Source organism: Streptomyces sp. NPDC048484 (genome assembly GCF_040651415.1).
Lineage (GTDB): Bacteria > Actinomycetota > Actinomycetes > Streptomycetales > Streptomycetaceae > Streptomyces.
The window spans coordinates 14,876-34,120 of sequence record NZ_JBEZJY010000045.1 but is presented as its reverse complement, the minus strand read 5'-3'; the positions used below and the strand labels follow the sequence as shown (position 1 = coordinate 34,120).

15 protein-coding genes and 1 pseudogene are annotated in these 19,245 nt (G+C 70.9%); 8 read left to right on the top strand and 8 right to left on the bottom strand.

What is annotated here, in order from left to right:
* Nucleotides 1–48: 48 nt before the first annotated feature.
* Both AB0D14_RS35075 and AB0D14_RS35070 read left to right on the top strand, forming a co-directional pair.
* Nucleotides 49–2,904: a DEAD/DEAH box helicase gene (locus AB0D14_RS35075; RefSeq protein ID WP_362787142.1), complete on the top strand. Its 2,856-nt coding sequence runs from the start codon at nt 49–51 to the stop codon at nt 2,902–2,904.
* Complete coding sequence (locus AB0D14_RS35070; RefSeq protein ID WP_362787141.1) at nt 2,901–4,175, top strand: SWF or SNF family helicase; 1,275 nt, start codon at nt 2,901–2,903, stop codon at nt 4,173–4,175. The genes AB0D14_RS35075 and AB0D14_RS35070 overlap by 4 nt, the downstream gene beginning before the upstream one ends.
* 159 nt (nt 4,176–4,334) lie before the next feature.
* Here the strand turns inward: AB0D14_RS35070 and AB0D14_RS35065 are convergent, their stop codons facing one another.
* Both AB0D14_RS35065 and xylA read right to left on the bottom strand, forming a co-directional pair.
* Nucleotides 4,335–4,922, bottom strand: a complete 588-nt coding sequence (locus AB0D14_RS35065) for a hypothetical protein (RefSeq protein ID WP_362787139.1) — start codon at nt 4,920–4,922, stop codon at nt 4,335–4,337.
* A gap of 390 nt (nt 4,923–5,312) precedes the next feature.
* Nucleotides 5,313–6,479 carry a xylose isomerase gene (gene xylA / locus AB0D14_RS35060; RefSeq protein ID WP_362787137.1) on the bottom strand — a complete coding sequence of 389 codons (1,167 nt, stop codon included), beginning with the start codon at nt 6,477–6,479 and terminating at the stop codon, nt 5,313–5,315.
* 189 nt (nt 6,480–6,668) lie between these two features.
* On the opposite strand from xylA, the gene xylB reads away from it, so the two are divergent.
* From xylB to AB0D14_RS35040, 4 genes are all read left to right on the top strand, one after another.
* The gene (gene xylB, locus AB0D14_RS35055) at nt 6,669–8,114 is read left to right on the top strand and encodes a xylulokinase (RefSeq protein WP_362787135.1); all 1,446 of its coding nucleotides are present in this window, start codon (nt 6,669–6,671) and stop codon (nt 8,112–8,114) included.
* Nucleotides 8,115–8,258: 144 nt separating this feature from the next.
* A complete protein-coding gene (locus tag AB0D14_RS35050; protein WP_362787134.1) occupies nt 8,259–9,467 on the top strand; it encodes an ROK family transcriptional regulator in 1,209 nt (402 codons plus the stop codon).
* Nucleotides 9,468–9,703: 236 nt separating this feature from the next.
* Nucleotides 9,704–10,228 (top strand): hypothetical protein, encoded by a 525-nt coding sequence (locus AB0D14_RS35045; RefSeq protein WP_362787132.1) that lies wholly within the window; start codon nt 9,704–9,706, stop codon nt 10,226–10,228.
* A gap of 116 nt (nt 10,229–10,344) precedes the next feature.
* Nucleotides 10,345–10,956, top strand: a complete 612-nt coding sequence (locus AB0D14_RS35040; protein WP_362787130.1) for a peptidoglycan recognition family protein — start codon at nt 10,345–10,347, stop codon at nt 10,954–10,956.
* A gap of 255 nt (nt 10,957–11,211) precedes the next feature.
* Here AB0D14_RS35040 and AB0D14_RS35035 read toward each other — a convergent pair whose 3' ends face one another.
* Nucleotides 11,212–11,925 carry an SDR family oxidoreductase gene (locus AB0D14_RS35035; protein WP_362787129.1) on the bottom strand — a complete coding sequence of 238 codons (714 nt, stop codon included), beginning with the start codon at nt 11,923–11,925 and terminating at the stop codon, nt 11,212–11,214.
* A 159-nt stretch (nt 11,926–12,084) separates the two neighbouring features.
* Here AB0D14_RS35035 and AB0D14_RS35030 point away from each other — a divergent pair, with 159 nt between their 5' ends.
* On the top strand, nt 12,085–12,693 hold the full coding sequence (locus tag AB0D14_RS35030) for a helix-turn-helix domain-containing protein (protein WP_362787127.1): 609 nt from the start codon (nt 12,085–12,087) through the stop codon (nt 12,691–12,693).
* 15 nt (nt 12,694–12,708) lie between these two features.
* Nucleotides 12,709–13,205 (top strand): annotated as a pseudogene (locus AB0D14_RS35025) (peptidase dimerization domain-containing protein); the annotation flags it as partial.
* Between the two features lie 34 nt (nt 13,206–13,239).
* Here the strand turns inward: AB0D14_RS35025 and AB0D14_RS35020 are convergent.
* The 5 genes from AB0D14_RS35020 to AB0D14_RS35000 form a co-directional block, all read right to left on the bottom strand.
* Nucleotides 13,240–13,917, bottom strand: coding sequence for a methyltransferase domain-containing protein (locus AB0D14_RS35020; RefSeq protein ID WP_362787125.1), 678 nt, complete (start codon nt 13,915–13,917; stop codon nt 13,240–13,242).
* A gap of 82 nt (nt 13,918–13,999) precedes the next feature.
* Nucleotides 14,000–14,551, bottom strand: coding sequence for a YciI family protein (locus tag AB0D14_RS35015; protein WP_362787180.1), 552 nt, complete (start codon nt 14,549–14,551; stop codon nt 14,000–14,002).
* Nucleotides 14,552–14,756: 205 nt separating this feature from the next.
* Entirely contained in the window at nt 14,757–15,842 is a 1,086-nt protein-coding gene (locus AB0D14_RS35010) for an alpha-hydroxy acid oxidase (protein ID WP_362787123.1), read from the bottom strand.
* Between the two features lie 169 nt (nt 15,843–16,011).
* A complete protein-coding gene (locus tag AB0D14_RS35005) occupies nt 16,012–17,040 on the bottom strand; it encodes a ParB N-terminal domain-containing protein (RefSeq protein WP_362787179.1) in 1,029 nt (342 codons plus the stop codon).
* 997 nt (nt 17,041–18,037) lie between these two features.
* Nucleotides 18,038–19,120: a prephenate dehydrogenase gene (locus AB0D14_RS35000; RefSeq protein ID WP_362787122.1), complete on the bottom strand. Its 1,083-nt coding sequence runs from the start codon at nt 19,118–19,120 to the stop codon at nt 18,038–18,040.
* Nucleotides 19,121–19,245: the final 125 nt, after the last annotated feature.

Below are 19,245 nucleotides of genomic sequence, written 5' to 3'. Positions count from 1 at the left end.
CGGCGGCCCCGACCCCGGTAGTCAAACTTGAGGAACACAGTCATCGCTGTGCAGAGGATTCCTGCCCCCACCCCCTCCGAGATCTCCGAACTGGCCCGCTGCTGCGCAGTGTTCGTCCCCGCCGACCCGGCCCGTACGGGCCACTTCGCCTTCTGGCTGCCCGACGGCGAAGAGCCTCCGGCCATCGGCTCCGGTTCTGTCGAGGCGCTGACAGTCGTCCTTCCCGGCGAGGACGGTGTCGAGTTGGTGAGAGTGCCGGCCGTCGTACTGCCGGTGCGGGCGGCGCTTCCGGTCCTCACCCGCGCGCGCGGCGCCTCACGGACCCACAGGTCGAGCGCCTTCTGGGGTGCCGCGGCCGTGCTGGCACTCCAACTCGCCGCCCGCGGACTGCTGCTGCCCGGTCTGAGCGCCGGTGACCACGACGCGTGGCGCGCAGGCCCTCTGGGAGCACAGGATCTGGAACGGATCCGTGAACTGGCCGCCGCGATGCCGCCGCACGCGCACGCGGTACCCGTCGACGAGACCGAACCGCTGCGGCTGCCCGACCCCGAGTGGCTGCTGCGCGCCTTCCTCGACGCCGTCGCCGACACACTGCCCCGCTCCCCCGCCGCGACGCTCGCCGCGGGCGGCCCGGCCTTCGCCGCCCCCGAACCCCAGCACGTACCCGAGCACCGCGCGTGGGCCGCCGATGTCGCGGCCGGGCACGACGCCGGTGTACGGATCTCGCTGCGCGTCGAGGTTCCGGGCCTCGCGTCGGTCGCGTCGGACGAGACCCGGCTGCCGTTCCGTGCGGCGCTGCAACTGCACAGCGTCAGCGACCCCGCCCTGCTGGCGGACGCGGCCGAGGTGTGGAGCGGGTCGAGCCCGGCCTTCGGCCCGCGCGCGCGGATGGACGCCCTGCTCGCGTTGCGTCGTGCCGCTCGGGCCTGGGCCCCGCTGACTCCCCTGCTGTCGGCGACCGTGCCCGACTCGATCGAACTCGCCGACGAGGAGGTCACCGAGCTCCTGGGCGAGGGAGCACGAGCACTCGCGGCCGCCGGTGTGGAGGTGCACTGGCCCAGGGAACTGGCGACCAAACTGACGGCTCGCGCGGTCATCGGCCCGCCGGACGAGGAACAGCGCGCGAGCGGGCCGTCCTCGGACACGCCCTCCTTCCTGTCGGCCGACGCGCTGCTGGCCTTCACCTGGCGGTTCGCGCTCGGCGACCAGCAGCTGACGCGCCAGGAGCTGGACCAACTCGCCGAGGCGAACCGCCCCATGGTGCGGCTGCGTGACCAGTGGGTCCTCGTCGATCCGCAGGAGGTGCGGCGGGCCCACGCCCAGCAGGACCGCAAGCTGACACCCGTCGACGCGCTGAGCGCCGTCCTCACTGGGTCCACGGAGGTCGACGGCCGGAGGGTCGAGGTTCGGCCCACGGGGTGGCTGGCGACGCTGCGGGACCATCTGTCGGACCCGGAGGGGCAGGAGCCGGTCGGGCAGCCTCCCGCGCTGGCCGCGACCCTGCGCGACTACCAGCTCCGGGGGCTCAACTGGCTGGCCCGGATGACGTCCCTGGGGCTGGGCGGCTGTCTCGCGGACGACATGGGCCTGGGCAAGACCATCACGCTCATCGCTCTGCATCTGCACCGGCAGAGCGACGAGTCGGCCGCGGGCCCCACGCTCGTCGTCTGTCCGACGTCCCTCATGGGCAACTGGCAGCGCGAGATCGAGAGGTTCGCTCCGGGCACTCCTGTCCGCCGCTTCCACGGCGCGCGACGGAGCCTGGAAGAACTGGCCGCAGGCGAGTTCGTCCTCACGACCTACGGCACGATGCGGCTCGACACGGCACGCCTGGCGGACACGTCGTGGGGCATGGTCGTCGCGGACGAGGCGCAGCATGTGAAGAACCCGTACTCGGACACGGCCCGGCAGCTGCGGACGATCGACGCACGCGCGCGTGTGGCGCTCACCGGCACTCCCGTGGAGAACAACCTCTCCGAACTGTGGGCGATCCTCGACTGGACGACACCTGGCCTGCTGGGCCGCCTCGGGACGTTCCGCAACCACTACGCGAAGGCGGTCGAGGGCGGGCAGGATCCCGGGGCGGCCGACCGGCTCGCCCAGCTCGTGCGGCCGTTCCTCCTGCGGCGCCGCAAATCCGATCCCGGCATCGCACCGGAGCTCCCGCCGAAGACGGAGACCGACCGCGCCGTGTCCCTGTCCAAGGAGCAGGCGGGTCTGTACGAGGCGGTGGTCCGAGAGACCCTCGCGGAGATCTCGGGCGCCGACAGCATGTCGCGGCGCGGACTGATCGTGAAGCTCCTCACCGGGCTGAAGCAGATCTGCAATCACCCGGCGCAGTTCCTCAAGGAGGACCGGCCGAAGATCACCGGACGCTCCGGAAAGCTGGAGCTGCTGGACGAGTTGCTCGACACCATCCTCGCCGAGGGGGCATGCGTTCTGGTCTTCACACAGTACGTGCGCATGGCACGCCTGATCGAGCGCCATCTGAACACGCGCGGTGTGCACTCGCAGTTCCTGCACGGAGGTACGCCCGTCCCCGCGCGCGAGGCCATGGTGGAGCGCTTCCAGAACGGGGAGGTGCCCGTCTTCCTGCTGTCGTTGAAGGCCGCGGGCACGGGCCTGAATCTGACGCGCGCCGAGCACGTCGTGCACTACGACCGCTGGTGGAACCCGGCCGTCGAGGCTCAGGCCACCGACCGCGCGTACCGCATCGGCCAGACCCGGCCGGTCCAGGTGCACCGGCTGATCGCCGAGGGGACGATCGAGGACCGCATCGCCGACATGCTGCTGCGCAAGCAGGAGTTGGCGGACGCCGTGCTCGGGTCAGGCGAGACGGCCCTCACCGAACTGACCGACGCCCAACTGGCCGACCTGGTGGAACTGCGAGGGAGCGCCCGATGAGCGATCCGTACGAGAACACTCCCGAGCGCACTTTCGCCGCCCTGCCGACCGCCCCCGGCCGGGGCTTCGCCCAGAGCTGGTGGGGGCAGGCCTGGCTCAAGGCGCTGGAGGACGCCGCGCTGGACCTGGAGCAGTTGAGGACGGGCCGTCGGCTCGCGCGCTCGGGAGCCGTGGGCGCCGTATCGGTCCGCCCCGGGCGCCTCACCGCGGTGGTCCAGAACCACGACCGGACCGCCCACCGCGCGGATGTCCTGCTGCAGGAGTTGTCCGAGGAGCAGTGGGACCGGTTCCTCGGCATGGCCGTCGAGCGGGCGGGGCACATCGCGGCACTGCTCGACCGCGAGATGCCACCGCATCTGGTCGAGGACGCGGCGACCGCCGGTGTCGATCTCCTGCCGGGACTGGGCGATCTGGAGGCGGAGTGCGACTGCGACGCGTGGGATCACTGCGGTCACACCGCCGCGCTGTGCTACCAGGTGGCGCGGCTGCTGGACCAGGATCCGTTCGTGCTCCTTCTGCTGCGCGGCCGCGGCGAGCGCGAGCTCCTTGACGAGCTGCAAACCCGCAGCGTCTCCCAGGCCGAGTCCGCCGCGGTGCGGCAGGAGACGCACGAGGGCGTGGACGCAGCCGAGGCGTACGCGGCGGGGGACATCCTGCCGCCGCTGCCCGAGGCGCCCGTCGTGCCCGCTGAACCGGGCCTGCCGCCTTCACTGGACACGGAGTCCGCTCCCGCGCCCGGGGTCGATCCGGTCGCGCTCGAGTTCCTGGCTGCGCAGGCTGCCCGTGAAGCGCACCGACTGCTCGCCGATGTGCTCAGGACGGGCCATGAACAACGCCCCGCGCAGGCCGGCCTGACGCCTGCGCAGGATGCCGTGCGGCTGGCGTCGGGCGGGCCCGAAGCCTCGGTGGCCGCCCGGCTCGCGGAAGGATCGGGGCGCGACCGGGAAGCCTTGGCGCTCGCGGTCCGCTCCTGGGAGTACGGCGGCGCGGCCGCACTCGACGTACTCGAGGCGGACCGGCCGGCGGAGGCGGAATCGCTCGCACGCGCGCGTGCTGCCCTGGAGTCGGCCTGGGAGGAGGGCGAGCGGCCCGTCCTGCGCGCGGCCCGCAACCGCTGGACCGTTGCCGGCGGGCAGACCCAGCTCCGTCTGGGGCCGGACGGCCGCTGGTGGCCGTACCGCAAGGAGCGGGGTCGTTGGGCTCCCGCCGGACCGGCGTCCCAGGACCCGGCGACGGCGCTGGCGCTGGCTCTGACCGAGGGGCAGGAGTGACTCAGGGCCGCAGGGCAGGCGGGGTTCAGGGCCGCGGGGCAGGCGAGACCCGACACGCCCCCACCGGATGAGTGCCGGCCACTCGGCGTTTCGCCCCGCCACGCGCGCGGGGCGCGCTCTCCGCAAGCGTCTGCGGGTCTCCTTCCCCACGCGCCTGGCTCACTTCAGTGGCTTGGTGAGTTTGCGGTTCCCCTTACCGACGTCCGCAGCCAGGCTGCAGGCGACGTTGTCGATGCCGACGTCGAATCCCGCGGGATCGGGGTACTGCACCAGAGTGCCGCGTACAGTGTTGGCGGGCTGCTTGGCCGCTTTGGTGTCCAAGGGGTCCTGGCAGAGGTTCGATGCCGCCTTCTTGAGGGCGGCATCGGTCGTGTAGGTGCCTTCCAGTTCGGCCACCTTGACGACCTCGGCGTCGTGCTCGCCGCCGCACGGACGCTTCACCGCCTGGCCCGGTCGGCTGTCGTCCACGTCGAAGCAGTCACCGGTTCTCAGCATGTAGTACGGCACTTCGTCGCTCGCGAAGGACGGGACGAGCGATTCCAGGCCGCTGGGCAGTTCGGACGGCACGCGGGAAGGCAGTTCGCTCGGCACCTGCGACGGAATACTCAGTGAGGGCGACGGCGTCCGCCCGGTGGTGGAACTGCTCTCCGCCGGCGGCTTCTTGTCTGACGAGCCATCGCCGCCGGTGGCCACCAGTACGACCGCGGAGACCGCGCCCACCACCACGATCGCGGCGAGCAGGAGCATCCTGCGGCGCCGGTCGGGGCCGCCCGACGACCCGGGTGGCGGCGGGGGCGGTGACTGCCGGCCTCCCCCGTCCCCTTCCCCGCCCTCTCCCCCACCGTGCCACGGCGGACCCTCGTCTCCAGGAGGCGGGCCGTAACCCTCAGGAGGAGGTCCGAAGCCTCCGGGCGGTGGACCGTAGCCGCCACCGCCATGGGGTGGCGTGTTGTCCGGCGGCCGAGGCGGCTGGGGCGGTAAGGGCGGCGTGGCCATACCGTCAAGAGTCGCCTCGAACCGGTCACGAAGCGACCCCTGCGCGGAACTTGATACGGACCCATGGCGTGGATCGCATAATTCCGGACGCTTCCGCGCAAGGGTCATCGTGCGCCCTGGCGGGCGCTCAGCTGCGGGCGCTCAGCCGCGGGCTGCCAGCAGGTGATCCATGGCCAGCTGGTCGAGATGCTCGAACGCCATCCCGCGCGCGGCGGCGGCCTCGACGTCGAAGTCCTCGAAGGAGGCGCGGTCCGCGAGCAGCGCCTGGATACCGTCCGAGGCGGTGGGCTGCGCCAGTTCGTCCAGCCGCGAGGCCCGCAGTGCCTCCTGGACCTCGGGGTCGGCCCGGAAGGCGGCGGCCCGGTCGCGCAGGATCAGGTAGTTGCGCATACAGCCCGCGGCGGAGGCCCACACGCCGTCGTAGTCCTCGGTCCGCGGCGGCTTGAAGTCGAAATGCTTCGGGCCCGCGTAACCGGCCGTCTCCAGGAGGTCCACCAGCCAGAAGGCGGACCGCAGATCGCCCCCTCCGAAGCGCAGGTCCTGGTCGTACTTGATGCCGTTCTGGCCGTTGAGGTCGATGTGGAAGAGCTTGTCCGCCCACAGGGCCTGGGCGATGCCGTGCGGGAAGTTCAGCCCCGCCATCTGCTCGTGGCCGACCTCGGGGTTGACGCCGTACAGTTCCGGCCGCTCCAGTCGTTCGATGAAGGCCAGCGCGTGACCGACCGTCGGCAGGAGGATGTCGCCGCGGGGCTCGTTCGGCTTCGGCTCGATCGCGAAGCGCAGGTCGTAGCCCTGGGAGATCACGTACTCGCCCAGGAGGTCGAAAGCCTCCTTCATGCGGTCGAGCGCGACGCGTACGTCCTTCGCGGCGCCGGACTCGGCACCCTCACGGCCGCCCCATGCGACGTAGACCTGCGCGCCCAGCTCCACCGCCAGGTCGATGTTGCGGATCGTCTTGCGCAGGGCGTAGCGACGCACGTCCCTGTCGTTGGCGGTGAAGGCGCCGTCCTTGAAGACGGGGTGCGTGAACAGGTTCGTGGTGGCCATCGGCACGGTCATACCGGTCGCGTCGAGAGCCTGCCGGAAGCGCTTGATGTGCGACTCGCGCTCGGTCTCCGAGGACCCGAAGGGGATCAGGTCGTCGTCGTGGAAGGTCACTCCGTAGGCGCCGAGTTCCGACAGGCGCTGCACCGACTCGACCGGGTCAAGGGCGGCCCGGGTGGCGTCGCCGAACGGGTCCCTTCCCTGCCAGCCGACGGTCCACAAGCCGAAGGTGAACCTGTCCTCGGGGGTGGGCTGGTAGTTCATGCCGCGGCTCCTTGCTTGCTCCGACTATTTCGTCATGGCGCTTAACAAATTAGTATGCGGAGGCATCTCTGGGAAGGGACAAGATGTCTCCGAGAAGGCGCAACGGGTGCAACCGGGGCTGTGCCGACCCGGATGGAACCGCAAGACACCAGGTCAGACCCCGCGGAGCCGCGGAAGAGGGAGAGCTCGATGTCAGCAGCCGAGGGTCCGCTCGTCGTCGGCGTGGACACGTCCACCCAATCCACCAAGGCCCTGGTCGTGGACACGGCCACCGGAAAAGTCGTGGCGAGCGGCCAGGCGCCGCACACCGTGTCCTCCGGAGCGGGTCGCGAGAGTGATCCCCGGCAGTGGTGGGACGCGCTGCGTGAGGCGCTGCACCAGTGCGGGGAGGCGGCGCGCGAGGCCGCCGCGGTGTCCGTCGGCGGCCAGCAGCACGGGCTCGTCACACTCGACGCCCAGGGCACTCCGGTGCGTCCCGCCCTGCTGTGGAACGACGTACGGTCGGCGCCGCAGGCCCGCCGTCTCGTGGAGGAACTGGGCGGCCCGAAGGCCTGGGCCGAGCGCACCGGCAGTTTGCCGGGCCCGTCCTTCACGGTCACCAAGTGGGCGTGGCTCGCCGAGCACGAGCCCGAGTCCATCCGGGCCACCGCCTCCGTTCGGCTGCCCCACGACTACCTCACCGAGCTCCTCACGGGGGTGGGCACGACCGACCGCGGCGACGCCTCCGGTACGGGCTGGTGGGCGTCCGGGACGGAGGCGTACGACGAGGAGGTTCTCGGCCATGTGGGGCTCGACCCGGCCCTGCTGCCCCGCGTGGTCCGGCCCGGCGAGGTCGCCGGAACCGTGCGCGACTCAGACGACCTGCCCTTCGCCAAAGGCACGCTGGTCGCTCCCGGCACCGGCGACAACGCCGCCGCGGCGCTGGGCCTCGGACTGCGCCCGGGCATCGCGGTGCTCAGCCTCGGCACGTCCGGCACCGTGTACGCGGTATCGACGCGGCGGCCCGCAGACCCCACCGGCACCGTGGCCGGATTCGCCGACGCGCGGGGCGACTGGCTGCCGCTGGCCTGCACCCTCAACTGCACCCTGGCCGTGGACCGCGTCGCCGCTCTCCTCGGCATCGACCGCGAGGCCGTCGAGCCCGGTACGAGTGTGACGCTGCTCCCGTACCTGGACGGCGAGCGCACGCCGAACCTGCCGCACGCCTCGGGCCTGCTGCACGGGCTGCGGCACGACACAACCCCTGGACAGCTGCTCCAGGCCGCGTACGACGGAGCTGTCCATTCGCTGCTCGGCGCCCTCGACCTGGTGCTCGACGAGGACGCGGACCGCTCGGCGCCGCTCCTTCTGATCGGCGGGGGCGCGCGGGGAACGGCCTGGCAGCAGACCGTACGACGCCTGTCGGGGCGTCCCGTGCAGGTGCCCGAAGCCAAGGAACTGGTCGCGCTCGGCGCCGCCGCACAGGCCGCGGGCGTGCTGACCGGGGAGGATCCGGCAGCGGTGGCCAGGCGCTGGAACACGGCTCGCGGGCCGGTGCTGGAGGCCGGGGAACGGGACGAGGCGGCGCTCGCGCGGATAGCCGGGGTAATCTCCGACGCTGCCCCGTTGCTGGAACGGGAGGCCGATCAGCGCTGACGTTCTCGCCTCCGGGGAGTCGGCACCTGCTCGTCGCCGACGCCCCGGACCAGCGGCACGGACAGGACAAAATCGGAGCAGAAGCCGAACAGGACAGACCAGGACAGCCCTCAGGGGACCGGCCGGACTAGGACCGACTCAGGCATGACGGCACCGCTTCACGAGTCCCACCCCAGCAGTCCGGGTCGACGGCTGCCCGATACGCAACAGGGCATGCGCCGCCGCAACCTCTCGCGGGTGCTGCACACCGTGAACGCTGACGGGCCGCTGTCCCGTGCGGCCGTCGCCTCCCGGATCGGACTGACCCGGGCGGCCGTTTCGACCCTGGTGGACGAACTGATCCGCTCGGGGCTTCTCGACGAGCTGGGCCCGGAGCGGCCGGGACGGGTGGGACGGCCCGGGTCGGCACTGGCCCTGAGCGGACGCGGCCCGGCGGGGATCGGTGCGGAGGTGGGTGTCGACCATCTCGCCGTGTGCGCGGTCGATCTGCGCGGCAAGGTGCGCGCGCGAGTCATGCGGCAGGGCACCAACCGCGGCCGCGCGCCGGAGCCCGTGCTGCGGGAACTGACCGGACTGGTACGCCAGATCGTGGCCGAGGCGGACCAGGAGGGGCTGTGGCCGGCGGGTCTGGCCGTGGCCGTGCCCGGCCTGGTGGCACGTGATGCCAGGACCGTGGTGCGCGCCCCCAACCTCGGCTGGCACGACACGGACCTCCGGCCCCTGCTTCCGGACGAACTGCCGCTGACCGTCGACAACGAGGCGAACTTCGGTGGCCTGGCCGAACTCTGGCTCAATGAGGAGGCACCCCGCGATTTCCTGCACGTCTCCGCGGAGATCGGCATCGGCGGGGCCGTGGTCGTGGACGGGCGACTGCTGCGCGGGACGCGTGGTTTCGCCGGCGAGTTGGGACATGTGCCGGTACGACCCGAGGGACCTGCGTGCGCCTGTGGGGGGCGCGGCTGCCTTGAGCAGTACGCGGGCGAGGAGGCCGTACTGCGCGCGGCCGGTCTGGAACCCGGTGAGGACCGCGTCGGACTGCTGGCCGAGCATGCCGCGAGGGGCGACAAGAACGTACGGCGGGCCTTGCGCGACGCCGGTACCGCGCTGGGCATCGCGTTGACGGGCGCCGTGAATCTGCTGGACCCGGAGGCTGTCGTGCTGGGCGGGGCGCTGTCCGGGCTCGCGCCCTGGCTGCTGCCGTCGCTCGAGCGGGAGTTGGCACGCAGGACGGCCGGTCCCGCCTGCGCGGTGTCGGTCTCCGGGCTCGGCCCGGAGGGCCCGCTGCTCGGTGCCGCGCATTCCGTCGTGCGGGCCGTTCTCGATGATCCGGCGGCGCTGGGCGGCGGAGCGTGAACGCGGGCGTCTCGCTCTGCGCCGGGCGCGTGGGTCCGTCGCACTGACCGGCCTCGCCGACTGGTCCGACCTGCCTGGACTGTGCGATCCGTGCGACCCCGAGAGCCGCGAGGCCCGCGAGGCACGCGGCCATTCAGACACAGGCTCTTCAACACCGACGGCGCCCTCCCGCATGCCTCCCTGCTGGCCACTCACCTTGCTTCTGGGCACCGCGATCCCCCTTTCGAGTGACCGAGTTGTCCACAATCCCAGCGCTGTCCACGGACTCGGGCGGGCTCTTCCTCCTCAATCGGCGCGACCCGTACCGTGATTCACGCGAGACACCGCCGCCGTCGAACGGACAGAAGCGTGTCGCGTGTCCGGGCAAGCACGAGGATTCGGGGGATTCAGTGGACATGGTCGCGGTGCACTTCGTATCGATCGAACCGGCACGGGACTGGGCGGCGTCGACGGCGGCGGCCCCGCTGTCCGGGGCGCTGACCTCCACACACACCACGGCCACGTTGCTTCAGCCGCCGCTGCCGGAGACCGTGTGGATCTGGCAGCCCGACCTGGTGCAGTGGCTGGTGAGCGACTACGGGTTCAGCGAGTTGGACACCTCCCAGTTCGCCACTCAGGCCGTCGAGTCGCCGCCGGCCAACGTCTGCGACACCGACTACACCGGCGTTGCCAAGATCCGCAGGGAGTGGCTGCCTGAGCGGGAGACACGTCGGGGGCCACACGCCCGGATACGCGAGACGGCCGCGGCCCTGGGCCGTTGAGCCCTGTGTCCGCGGTTTGAGCGGCGTTCCGAGCCTGTTCGAACCGCCGCCCCGTGGCCCGCGTCGCCGCCCCGCCCCGCCCCGCCGAGCACGTCACCACCTTTGAGAGGAAACCCGTGGACCGAGCCAAATCGCTGCCCGCCTCCCTGCCCAGCAGGCGGCGCCTGCTCCAGAGTGCGGCCCTCGCCACGCTCTCCACCGCGCTGCTCCCCACGAACCGGGCGGGCGCCGAACCGCAGGGGATCGACTACCCGCAGTCCGAGTGGTCCCCGGCGAACGAGTCCAACTACACCGTGGCCAACCGCCCCACGAGTCACCCCGTCGACTTCGTCATCATCCACGTGACGCAGGCGACCTACCCGGACACCGTCGCCATCTTCCAGAACCCGAAGAAGCAGGTGTCCGCGCACTACGTCGTCCGGTCCGCCGACGGCCACATCGCGCAGATGGTCCGCGAGCGCGACATCGCCTGGCACGCGGGCAACTGGGACTACAACACCCGCAGCATCGGAATCGAGCACGAGGGCTGGGTGGATCAGCCAGCGTACTTCACCGACGCCCTGTACGAGGAGTCAGCGAGACTCACCTCGGCGGTCTGCGCCAAGTACTCGATCCCCAAGGACCGCTCGCACATCCTCGCGCACTACGAAGTGCCGGACAGCGACCACACCGACCCGGGCCCGAACTGGGACTGGACGCGCTACATGCGACTGGTCAACTTCGCCTGACCGACGGACAGCCGTCACCTGAGGCCTGGTGCGGGGTCTTGTGGCCGTAGGCCATCTTCTTGAGTCGGTGGCGCTCGGCAGCGGTCAGTTCCAAGGGCACGGCGGCGCACACGGGCATGGAAGGTGGGCGGCTCGTCTATCCGTGGTGGAGAACGAAGTGGCGGGGCCGGCTTCCCGCACGGTCCGTCGGCTCGCCGGGGCCACAGACTGGGCATTGGACCCGGTGAACCTTCCAGATCGGAGCCAAATTACTCGTCAGGCGTTGGAGTGAACACCGATGCCGCCGGAGACGGTGAGGTTGTCGCCGGTGATGTATCCGGCGGCGTCCGAGGCGAGGAAGGCCACGGCTTCGGCGATGTCGGCGGGAGCGCCGACGCGGCCGAGCGGGACGTCCCGGGCCCAGGAGTCGATCATTTCCTGGGAGACACCCATCCTGCTGTAGGCGGGGGTGTTGATCAGTCCTGGGCTGACGGCGTTGACGCGGATGCGGCGGGGGGCGAGTTCGAGTGCGAGGGACCGCATGAGGGGCAGCAGAGCGCCCTTGGCGGCTGTCATCGCGGCCCCGAGCCCTTCGGCGGCGCCCACGGTAAACACGACCGAGGCGCCCTCATTGAGGAGTGGGAGCGCTTTTTGCAGGGTGAAGAAGTTTCCCTTGACGTTGATGTCGAACAGGGCGTCGAAGGCGTCTTCGTCGGTTGATTCGATCGGGCCGGGGCGGGAGATGCCCGCGTTGAGGAAGAGCAGGTCGAGGGAGCCGAGTTGCCGGCGCGCCTGATCCATCGCCTGGTCGATGTCCGGCAGGGACCGTGCGTCGGCCCGGACAGCCGTGACGTCTTCGGGAAGTCCGGCTTCGGCGACATTGCCGAGGCCGGTGACCATGACGCGGTAGCCGCGGGAGTGGAGCAGTTCGGCGGTCGCCTTGCCGATGCCGCTGGTTCCACCGGTGATCAGAGCTGTGGGTGCAGGCATGATTCGCTCCTTTGCGTACTTCTGGGCGGGGGGTGAGCGGCTCTGTCCGTGGGGCAGTGGGCGGTGCCGTGACACACTCCTGACAGTGTATGACAGGTTGGCAGTCACTGTCAGGAGGGATGTGTGTGCCGGTCTGGCAGCGCTGGGTAATCTGGTGGTATGCAACAGGACGCCAAGGCAGCGACGAGGACTCCGGCCACGCTGTGGGACCGGACACGACAGATGGCCTCCCGAGAGATCCTCGAAACGGCTCTGCGCCTGTTCATCGAGCAGGGCTACGACGAGACGACCATCGCCCAGATCGCCCGGGAGGCCGGCGTTTCCCAGCGCACCCTCTTCCGCTACTTCGGCGCCAAGGAGGACCTTCTCGGCGGCGACCAGGACCGCTTCGGGCAGGTCCTGACAGACGCGATCAGCGAACTGCCGGCCGAGGTCGGGGGCTGGGAGGCCCTGCGCGCAGGGGTTGCTGCCGTACTGAGCCTGCATGACAGCCGCGAACAGGCCCTGGAGCGGTTCCGTCTCCTGCACAACACCGCCTCGCTGCGTGCCGGCTGGCTCGAAAAGCGACTGCGATTCCAGGAGGACCTGCTGCCGCTCATCGAGACCCGTATGGACGCGGCTACCGGCACCGAGGGCGCGAAGGCCCGCGCGGTGATCGCGACGGCGTTCGCGTGCCTGGATGCCGCATCAATCACGTGGGTCGCCAACGACGGCAAGAGCGACATCATGAACCTTTACGACGAGTGCCTGGCTGCGGTGCGCGGCTGACCGCAGCGCCCCACCCTCGCCCAGGAGGTCCTGCGCCTGGCCGAACTGCGTGACCCGGACGCGGGCACGTCGCTCAACGTGGGCGTGGTGGAGGGCGGCACACGGAGCAACGTCACGCGGGACGTGCCGTCGGCCGCATCGACATCCGTGTCGCTTCCGAGGCCGAGCAGAGGCGGATCACCGAGGCTCTCGGCGCCCTGCGCCCCGTGGATCCACGCACCCGCGTGGCGATCACCGGACACTGGAACCGCCCCGTCTTCGAGCGCACCGAAGGGGTCGCGGCGCTCGCGGAACTGGCCCGCCGGTGCGCGGCACTGCTCGGGGAGGACCTGCGGGAGGCGTCCGTAGGCGGAGCGAGTGACGGCAACTTCGTCGTGGCCGCGGGAACACCGGTCCTGGACGGCATCGGGGCGGTCGGCTCGGGCGCACACGCCCGTTCGGAGAACACCTCCGCAGCCGGTTTCACGGTCCCAGCCGCAGCCGGTTCTCGGTGGCTCGGTCATTCACCGTAACCAGCTGCCGGGCCGGCTGCGGGCGGAGGGGCCCTCAGCGCAGCCGACGGACCCGCAGCACCACGTCGTCGGTATGGTGCGCGCCGGCGCCGCCGTCAGGTGCCACGCGTGGCCGTTGCTCGTCCACCTCCACCTCCCAGTCGTCGTCGAGCAGAGCGGCGACCATCGAGGGCCAGACGTAGTCGGCCGGGTCGAAGCCGTTGCTGTCCTGCGCCTGCTGGGTGTCCATCCCCGCGTGGTGCACGAGCAGCAGCACGCCACCGGGCGCGACGGCCGCGAGCAGCGCCCGCTCGGCCGCGGCGCCGGGGGTGCGCAGCAGGGCCGGGTACTGCGCGGAGACCAGGTCGAAGGAGGCCGGCGGGAGCGGCGCCTCCGTCAGCGCGGCGTGTACCCAGTGGACGGTGACGCCGGCGTCCCGCGCGTGTCCGGCGGCCCGCTCCATTGCCACCCCCGAGACCTCCAGCGCGGTCACGTCCCAGCCGCCGCGCGCGAGCCAGACGGCGTCCGCGCCCTCGCCGCAGCCGACGTCGAGCACCCGTCCGGTTGTGAGCCCGGCGGCCTCGGCCACGAGCGCGCCGTTGGGTTGACCGCTCCACAGCTGTTGTCGGTCGGTGTATCGGTTGTCCCACTCCGCACGCACGGCGGGGTCTCCGACGTATCCGTCGGCAGGCATGGGAGTGTCGGACGCGGGCGATCCTATGGTGTCGGTCACGCACCCACCGTCGCTCATCGTCTCCCGGTCACGCCACCTCTGTTGCCGGTTCGGCAACAGAGGTGGTGTAGGCCCTCGCCGCCTACGACGGGCGCCCGCCGAACTGCCAGTTGTGCACTTCGATGTCGGCATACCGGTCCGCGGTCAGGACGGCGCGTGCCATGTCCGGGTCCGGCGCCCGGAGCAGCGCCGCCGTGCCCAGCCAGGTGGCGCCGTTGTCGGACAGCAGCGGCCCGTAGGCGATCAGTTCGTTCCGGTCGGACGGCACCGCGAGGTCGGCTGCCTGCCCCGCGCCGAGACCGAGCACCAGATACCGGTTGCCGCCACTGCGTCCGCCGGGAAAGTCCCACATGGTGCGCCCCAGTGTGTTGCGCCACCGTCGCAGCAGCACGTCCCGGTGGACGCCGGCCTGGTAGGTCGGCTCGTCGAAGGCGAACGCGCGGGCGGCGGCGGAATCGGGCAGGTCGACGATGTGCACACTGCCGGTGGGTGTGTCGCCGTCGTCGGCGAGTGTCGGGCCCCGGGCGATCATCTCCTTCGTGTACTGGTCCATGTAGGACCAGTGCTCTTCCCGCAGTTCGTGGCGCAGCGGCAGGGAGGCGGGCCGGTCTCGGTGGTAGCAGAGGAACTCCATGCCTGACGATCTCGTCAAGGAGGTCATCAGGTCGAGCGGGTTTCACCGCGACGGCCGCAGCACGGCCTGCTCGTCGTGCTCGTCGTGCTCGTCGTGCTCGTAAGATCCAGGCTTGATCCGGTCGGCGGGGTTGCCGGAGACCGGCCCGGCCCGCCTGGCCAGGTGAGCGGCGTACGCACGCTGTGGGTGAGGACGTCGTCGCGGGTCACTTCCCGCAGGCGCGTACCAGGTCGGGCCCGATGTCCGGGACCGACGCGGCGCCGGTGAGGGCCATCGCATCGGCCAGTTCATCGGCGAGAATGCCGAACATCCGTGCCACACCCCGCGCCTGATCCGCCGCCAGCGCATGCAGCACGGGACGTCCGACCAGCGCCGCGTCGGCGCCCAACGCGAGGGCCGCCAGCACATCCCTGCCGCGCCTCACTCCCCCGTCGACAAGCACCGGGCACGCGCCCGCGACCGCCGACACGACGTCCGGCAACACCTGGAGGGCCGCCGGGGCGCCGTCGAGCTGACGCCCCCCGTGGTTGGACACCACGATGCCGTCCACGCCCTCCTCGGCGGCCCTTCGTGCGTCACGCCCCGTGAGAATGCCCTTCAGGAGAACGGGGAGCGAGCTGACGGAGCGCATCCATGAGACGACCGACCAGTCGAGGGCCGGGTCGAACTCGGCGAGCGCATGCCCGCCGGGCGAGGCGAACCCCCCGCCGTCGAGATTCGCCGGCGCGATCCCGGCGGGCAGCCTGAAGTCATTGCGGAGATCACGCAGTCTCCGGCCCAGCCGGGGGGCGTCCACCGTGAGTACCAGCGCTTCGAAGCCGGCCCGCTCCGCGCGCCGGATCAGCCTCTTCGTTGTCGCGCGGTCGCGGAAGCAGTACACCTGGAGCCAGAGCGGCGTCGTGGCGTCCGCGGCGATGTCTTCCAGGCTGCGCCCGGCGAAGGTGCTCACCACGAACGGGACGCCGGCCGTTCCCGCACCCTGCACCGTGGCCACTTCGCCTTCCGGATGAGCGAGCGTGTGGTACGCCGTGGGCGCCACACCCGTCGGCACCGCCCAGGTCCGGCCCAGGATCCGGGTCCCGGTACCTGGCGGGCCCGCGCCGGTGAGGACTCGCGGAGACAACAGGGTGCGGTCGTAGGCACGGAGGTTCGCCCTGAGCGTCCGCTCTTCGCCGGCGCCGCCCTCGATGAAGTCCCAGACCTCCGAGGAGAGCCGGTCCCGCGCGACGTCGGCGAAGTCTTCGAGGGTGAGCGCGTCCACCGCGCCCGTCCGGTGGACACCGCGGTTCATCGAACGGCCCGCCGATCGCCTGCTGCGCCTCGGGGCCGCGCATGCGGGAGGAGTACCGGTCCGATGCGCTCCGCCACGACAGCCGCCCTCCGGAAGAGCCTTTCGCCGATATCACCGGACCGGCAGCGCCCAGCCGTGCCGCGGGCGCCCGTCAGGACGCGGCGAGGCCTCACAACCCTCTGCCGCCGACCGCCCGGTCGGAGCCACTCCACGAGGAAGGATGGCCGTACCCCGGCGCGGTGGCGGGCGCCGCATCCCCTTCGCCGCTCGCCACCGCGGGACGGCGGTACGACTGGATCTGCTCGTCGAGCCGCTGGGCGAACTCCATCCAGGTCTCCGCGTACTGCCGGGCGAGAAAGACCACCAGGTCTCCGCAGTGCGGCGGGACCGCGGCCGTGAGTTCGGACCGCTGCCGCATGCCGATCGCGTTCTGCTGGAGCAGACGCAGCAGGTTCCGGCCCTCCTCGTTGTGCCTCAGCGACGGGTCCCGCAGCAACTTCTGCAAGACGGACATGGGGTCTCCGTCGACCGAACCGGCTTTGCGCTCGCTCTTCAGCGCCGTCACCCGCACCGGTTCGTCGGTCGCGGTCTCCGAGTCCGCGGACCGCCCGCGTTCGATCACCGGAGCCTCGCCGACCTGGAGCCGCCTGCGCACGTCGCTCACCGTCGCCGGCGAGATCCCGGCCAGCCTCGCCACCTCGCGCAGCGATGCCTCCGGGCGCTCGGCGATCAGCTCGGCGGCCCGCCTGCGGCCCTCCTCGCTGTTGAGCGGGCGGACCTTGCCGTCCCGGCCGACTCGCGCGTGCAACTGCACCACGTCGCCCGACCGCAGACGGATCGCCGCGACCGCCTTCGCCCCCAGACCGGAGGCGCGCGCTATGGCCCGGTCCGACATGTGCGGGTGCGACTTGATGATCTTCGCTGCGGCGGCCCGCCGATCGACCTGCGACAGCGGCAGGCCGTGCGTCACATTCGCCTCGACGGCGCACAGAAAGGCGTCTTCGTGACTGCCGTCGAAAAATCTTACGCGGATAGTCTCCTGGCCCCGCAGAAAAGCTGCCATGAGCCGATGCACTCCGTCGATCACACGCATGGTGCGCCGGTCGACCAGAATGGGAGGAAGTAATCCTTCGACTTCGGCCAGGCGGGCCACGTGTTCCGGGTCGGGCCCCGCGGAACGGGGTGACTTGCCCGGCAGTAAAGTGGATATTGCGATTTCCTCTGCGCCCTGTCTACCCTCTCCCTCATCACTCAGTGTGCCGGACGGCTGGAAAACTGATTCAGCTCCTACGAGTTCCCTGTTCACAGATTCGCGCGAAACAATGGCTGACTGATTCACTCAGATCCCCCCGTTCGGTGGCTGTTCGAACGACCCACTGCCTGCGGTGACGCCGCGCGGGTGGCGGGCGGTGCTTACTGAACCGGCCGAGCACACCGCGCCGACATCGTTGCGGCAGCACACCGGGCGCGCCGGGCGGGGGCCGGGTCCAGAGCCAGGACATCGACTGGAGGGCCGCAGGCCCGCAGGACGGGCACGCCACGACAGAGGGCCTCCGAGTCCCGGCCGGGCCCGACCGGCGTGAGACACCTCGCCCGGATCCCCCCCCTGCGTCTCCCCCGTACGCGAACACGACCTCCCCCCCCTCACCGCCCTACGCGACCTCTTCGCCGGGCGGCCACGGATGCCGACCGCAGCCGGCTCAAAGTCCCACACAGACAATTCGGTAGCGGCTCAGGATCACCATCGGGCACGCCGAAGAAGCGCCCCACGGCGGATTGCGGACACCATGAATGAGCCCCCGATGCAACCGTAAGACGGCTATCGGAACGCCCGTTTCATAAGCTGAATATGAGATTCCGGATGACCTGGCGGATAAACCCGGCAGCCTCAGGAGGGCCTCGTGCATTTCCCGGCCCCGTCCACGAAGATGATCACCACCTTCCCCCAGGCGTGCGCTGCTCCTCGTTGACAACACCCATCATCGGCTTCGGTCTCACTCATTGTCGACCCTTTGGCCCTCACTGAAAGCGCGATGCGTCGCTTCGTCCGCCAATTCTGGTTCGACCGCAGGTTTCAGAGGTTGTCTCACGTGGCGTGTTGTTTGTGCGGCGTGACGCTGGTCGTTGGTGTCGATCAGTCGCAGTGGCCGGATCCTGACGAGCGGTCCGTGGGACGGACGAGGGCGAGCACCCTTTCACTGTGTATGCCAGCCCTGGGCACGGAGCGCCTCTTCGAGAACGGGTACGGACGTCTGCGCCACACTGAGCTGGACCAGACCGGCGAGCTGGTCCGTGGCATGCTCCAGGTGGACGTCCTCGATGTTCACACCGGACCGGCTCGCATCCGTGAACAGGCGGGCCAGCTGCCCGGGTTGGTCTCCGATCAACACACCGAGCGTCCGATAGCTGCCCGGCCCCGAACCGTGCTTGCCGGCGATCCTCTCGCGCCCGGCCTTTCCCCGGCGCAGCAAGGTGCCTATGCCCCGCCTGCCCTCGTCGCGTTTCGCCTCGTCGGTGGCCGCCATGGCACGCAGGCCCGTGACGACGTCCTCCAGGTTCACGCCGATGTCCTCAAGGATGTCCGCCACGACGACGGCGTTCGCGCCGAGGATGTCGACCCACAGCTCCGGGTCGCCGCCCGCGATCCGGCTGAGGTCCTTGATGCCGGGGCCCGCCAGGCTCACCGCACGCTCCTCGGCCTGCTCGAAACGCATGGCGACCAGGGCTGCCACGATGTGCGGGGTGTGGGACACCAGCCCGACCGCCCGGTCATGCTCGGTGGCGCCCATCACGACCGGCGTCGCACCGCACATCGCCACCAGTTCCAGGGCCATGTTGAGCGTCTCCCTGTCGGTGTCCGACGTCGGCGTGAGAATCCAGGCACGGCCTTCGAACATGTCCGCGCGGGCAGCGAGCGGTCCGTTGCGCTCCCCGCCTGCCATCGGGTGCCCGGCGATGTAGTGGGCGGTATCGCAGTCGAGGGCGACGGCGTCCTCGCGGGGCCCTACCTTCACGCTCGCAACGTCGGTGTAGTGGTGCGCGAGTCCGGCGGTCTGAACGTCGGCCAGCACACGGCCGATGAGCGCGGGCGGTACGGCCATGACCGCCAGATCCACTGCCGCGGTGGGGGCGGTCGTGGTTCCGGCTCCCAGCGACTCGGCGATCCTCGCCGCGGCGGGGTCCGTGTCCCGCAAGTACACGGTGACGCCCCGTGCGTTGAGCGCGAGGGCCACCGAGGTGCCTATGAGTCCTGTGCCAACCACGACTGCGGAGCGCACGACGGCCCCTTCCGGCTCGGGCGGTTCGGCGGATGTGGTCCGAAGAGGCGGACGGGACCTGCCCGACGGCCGACCGGGAACCCGGTGCCCTGCCGCAGGATCAGCCTGACGGAGCGTGGAGCGTT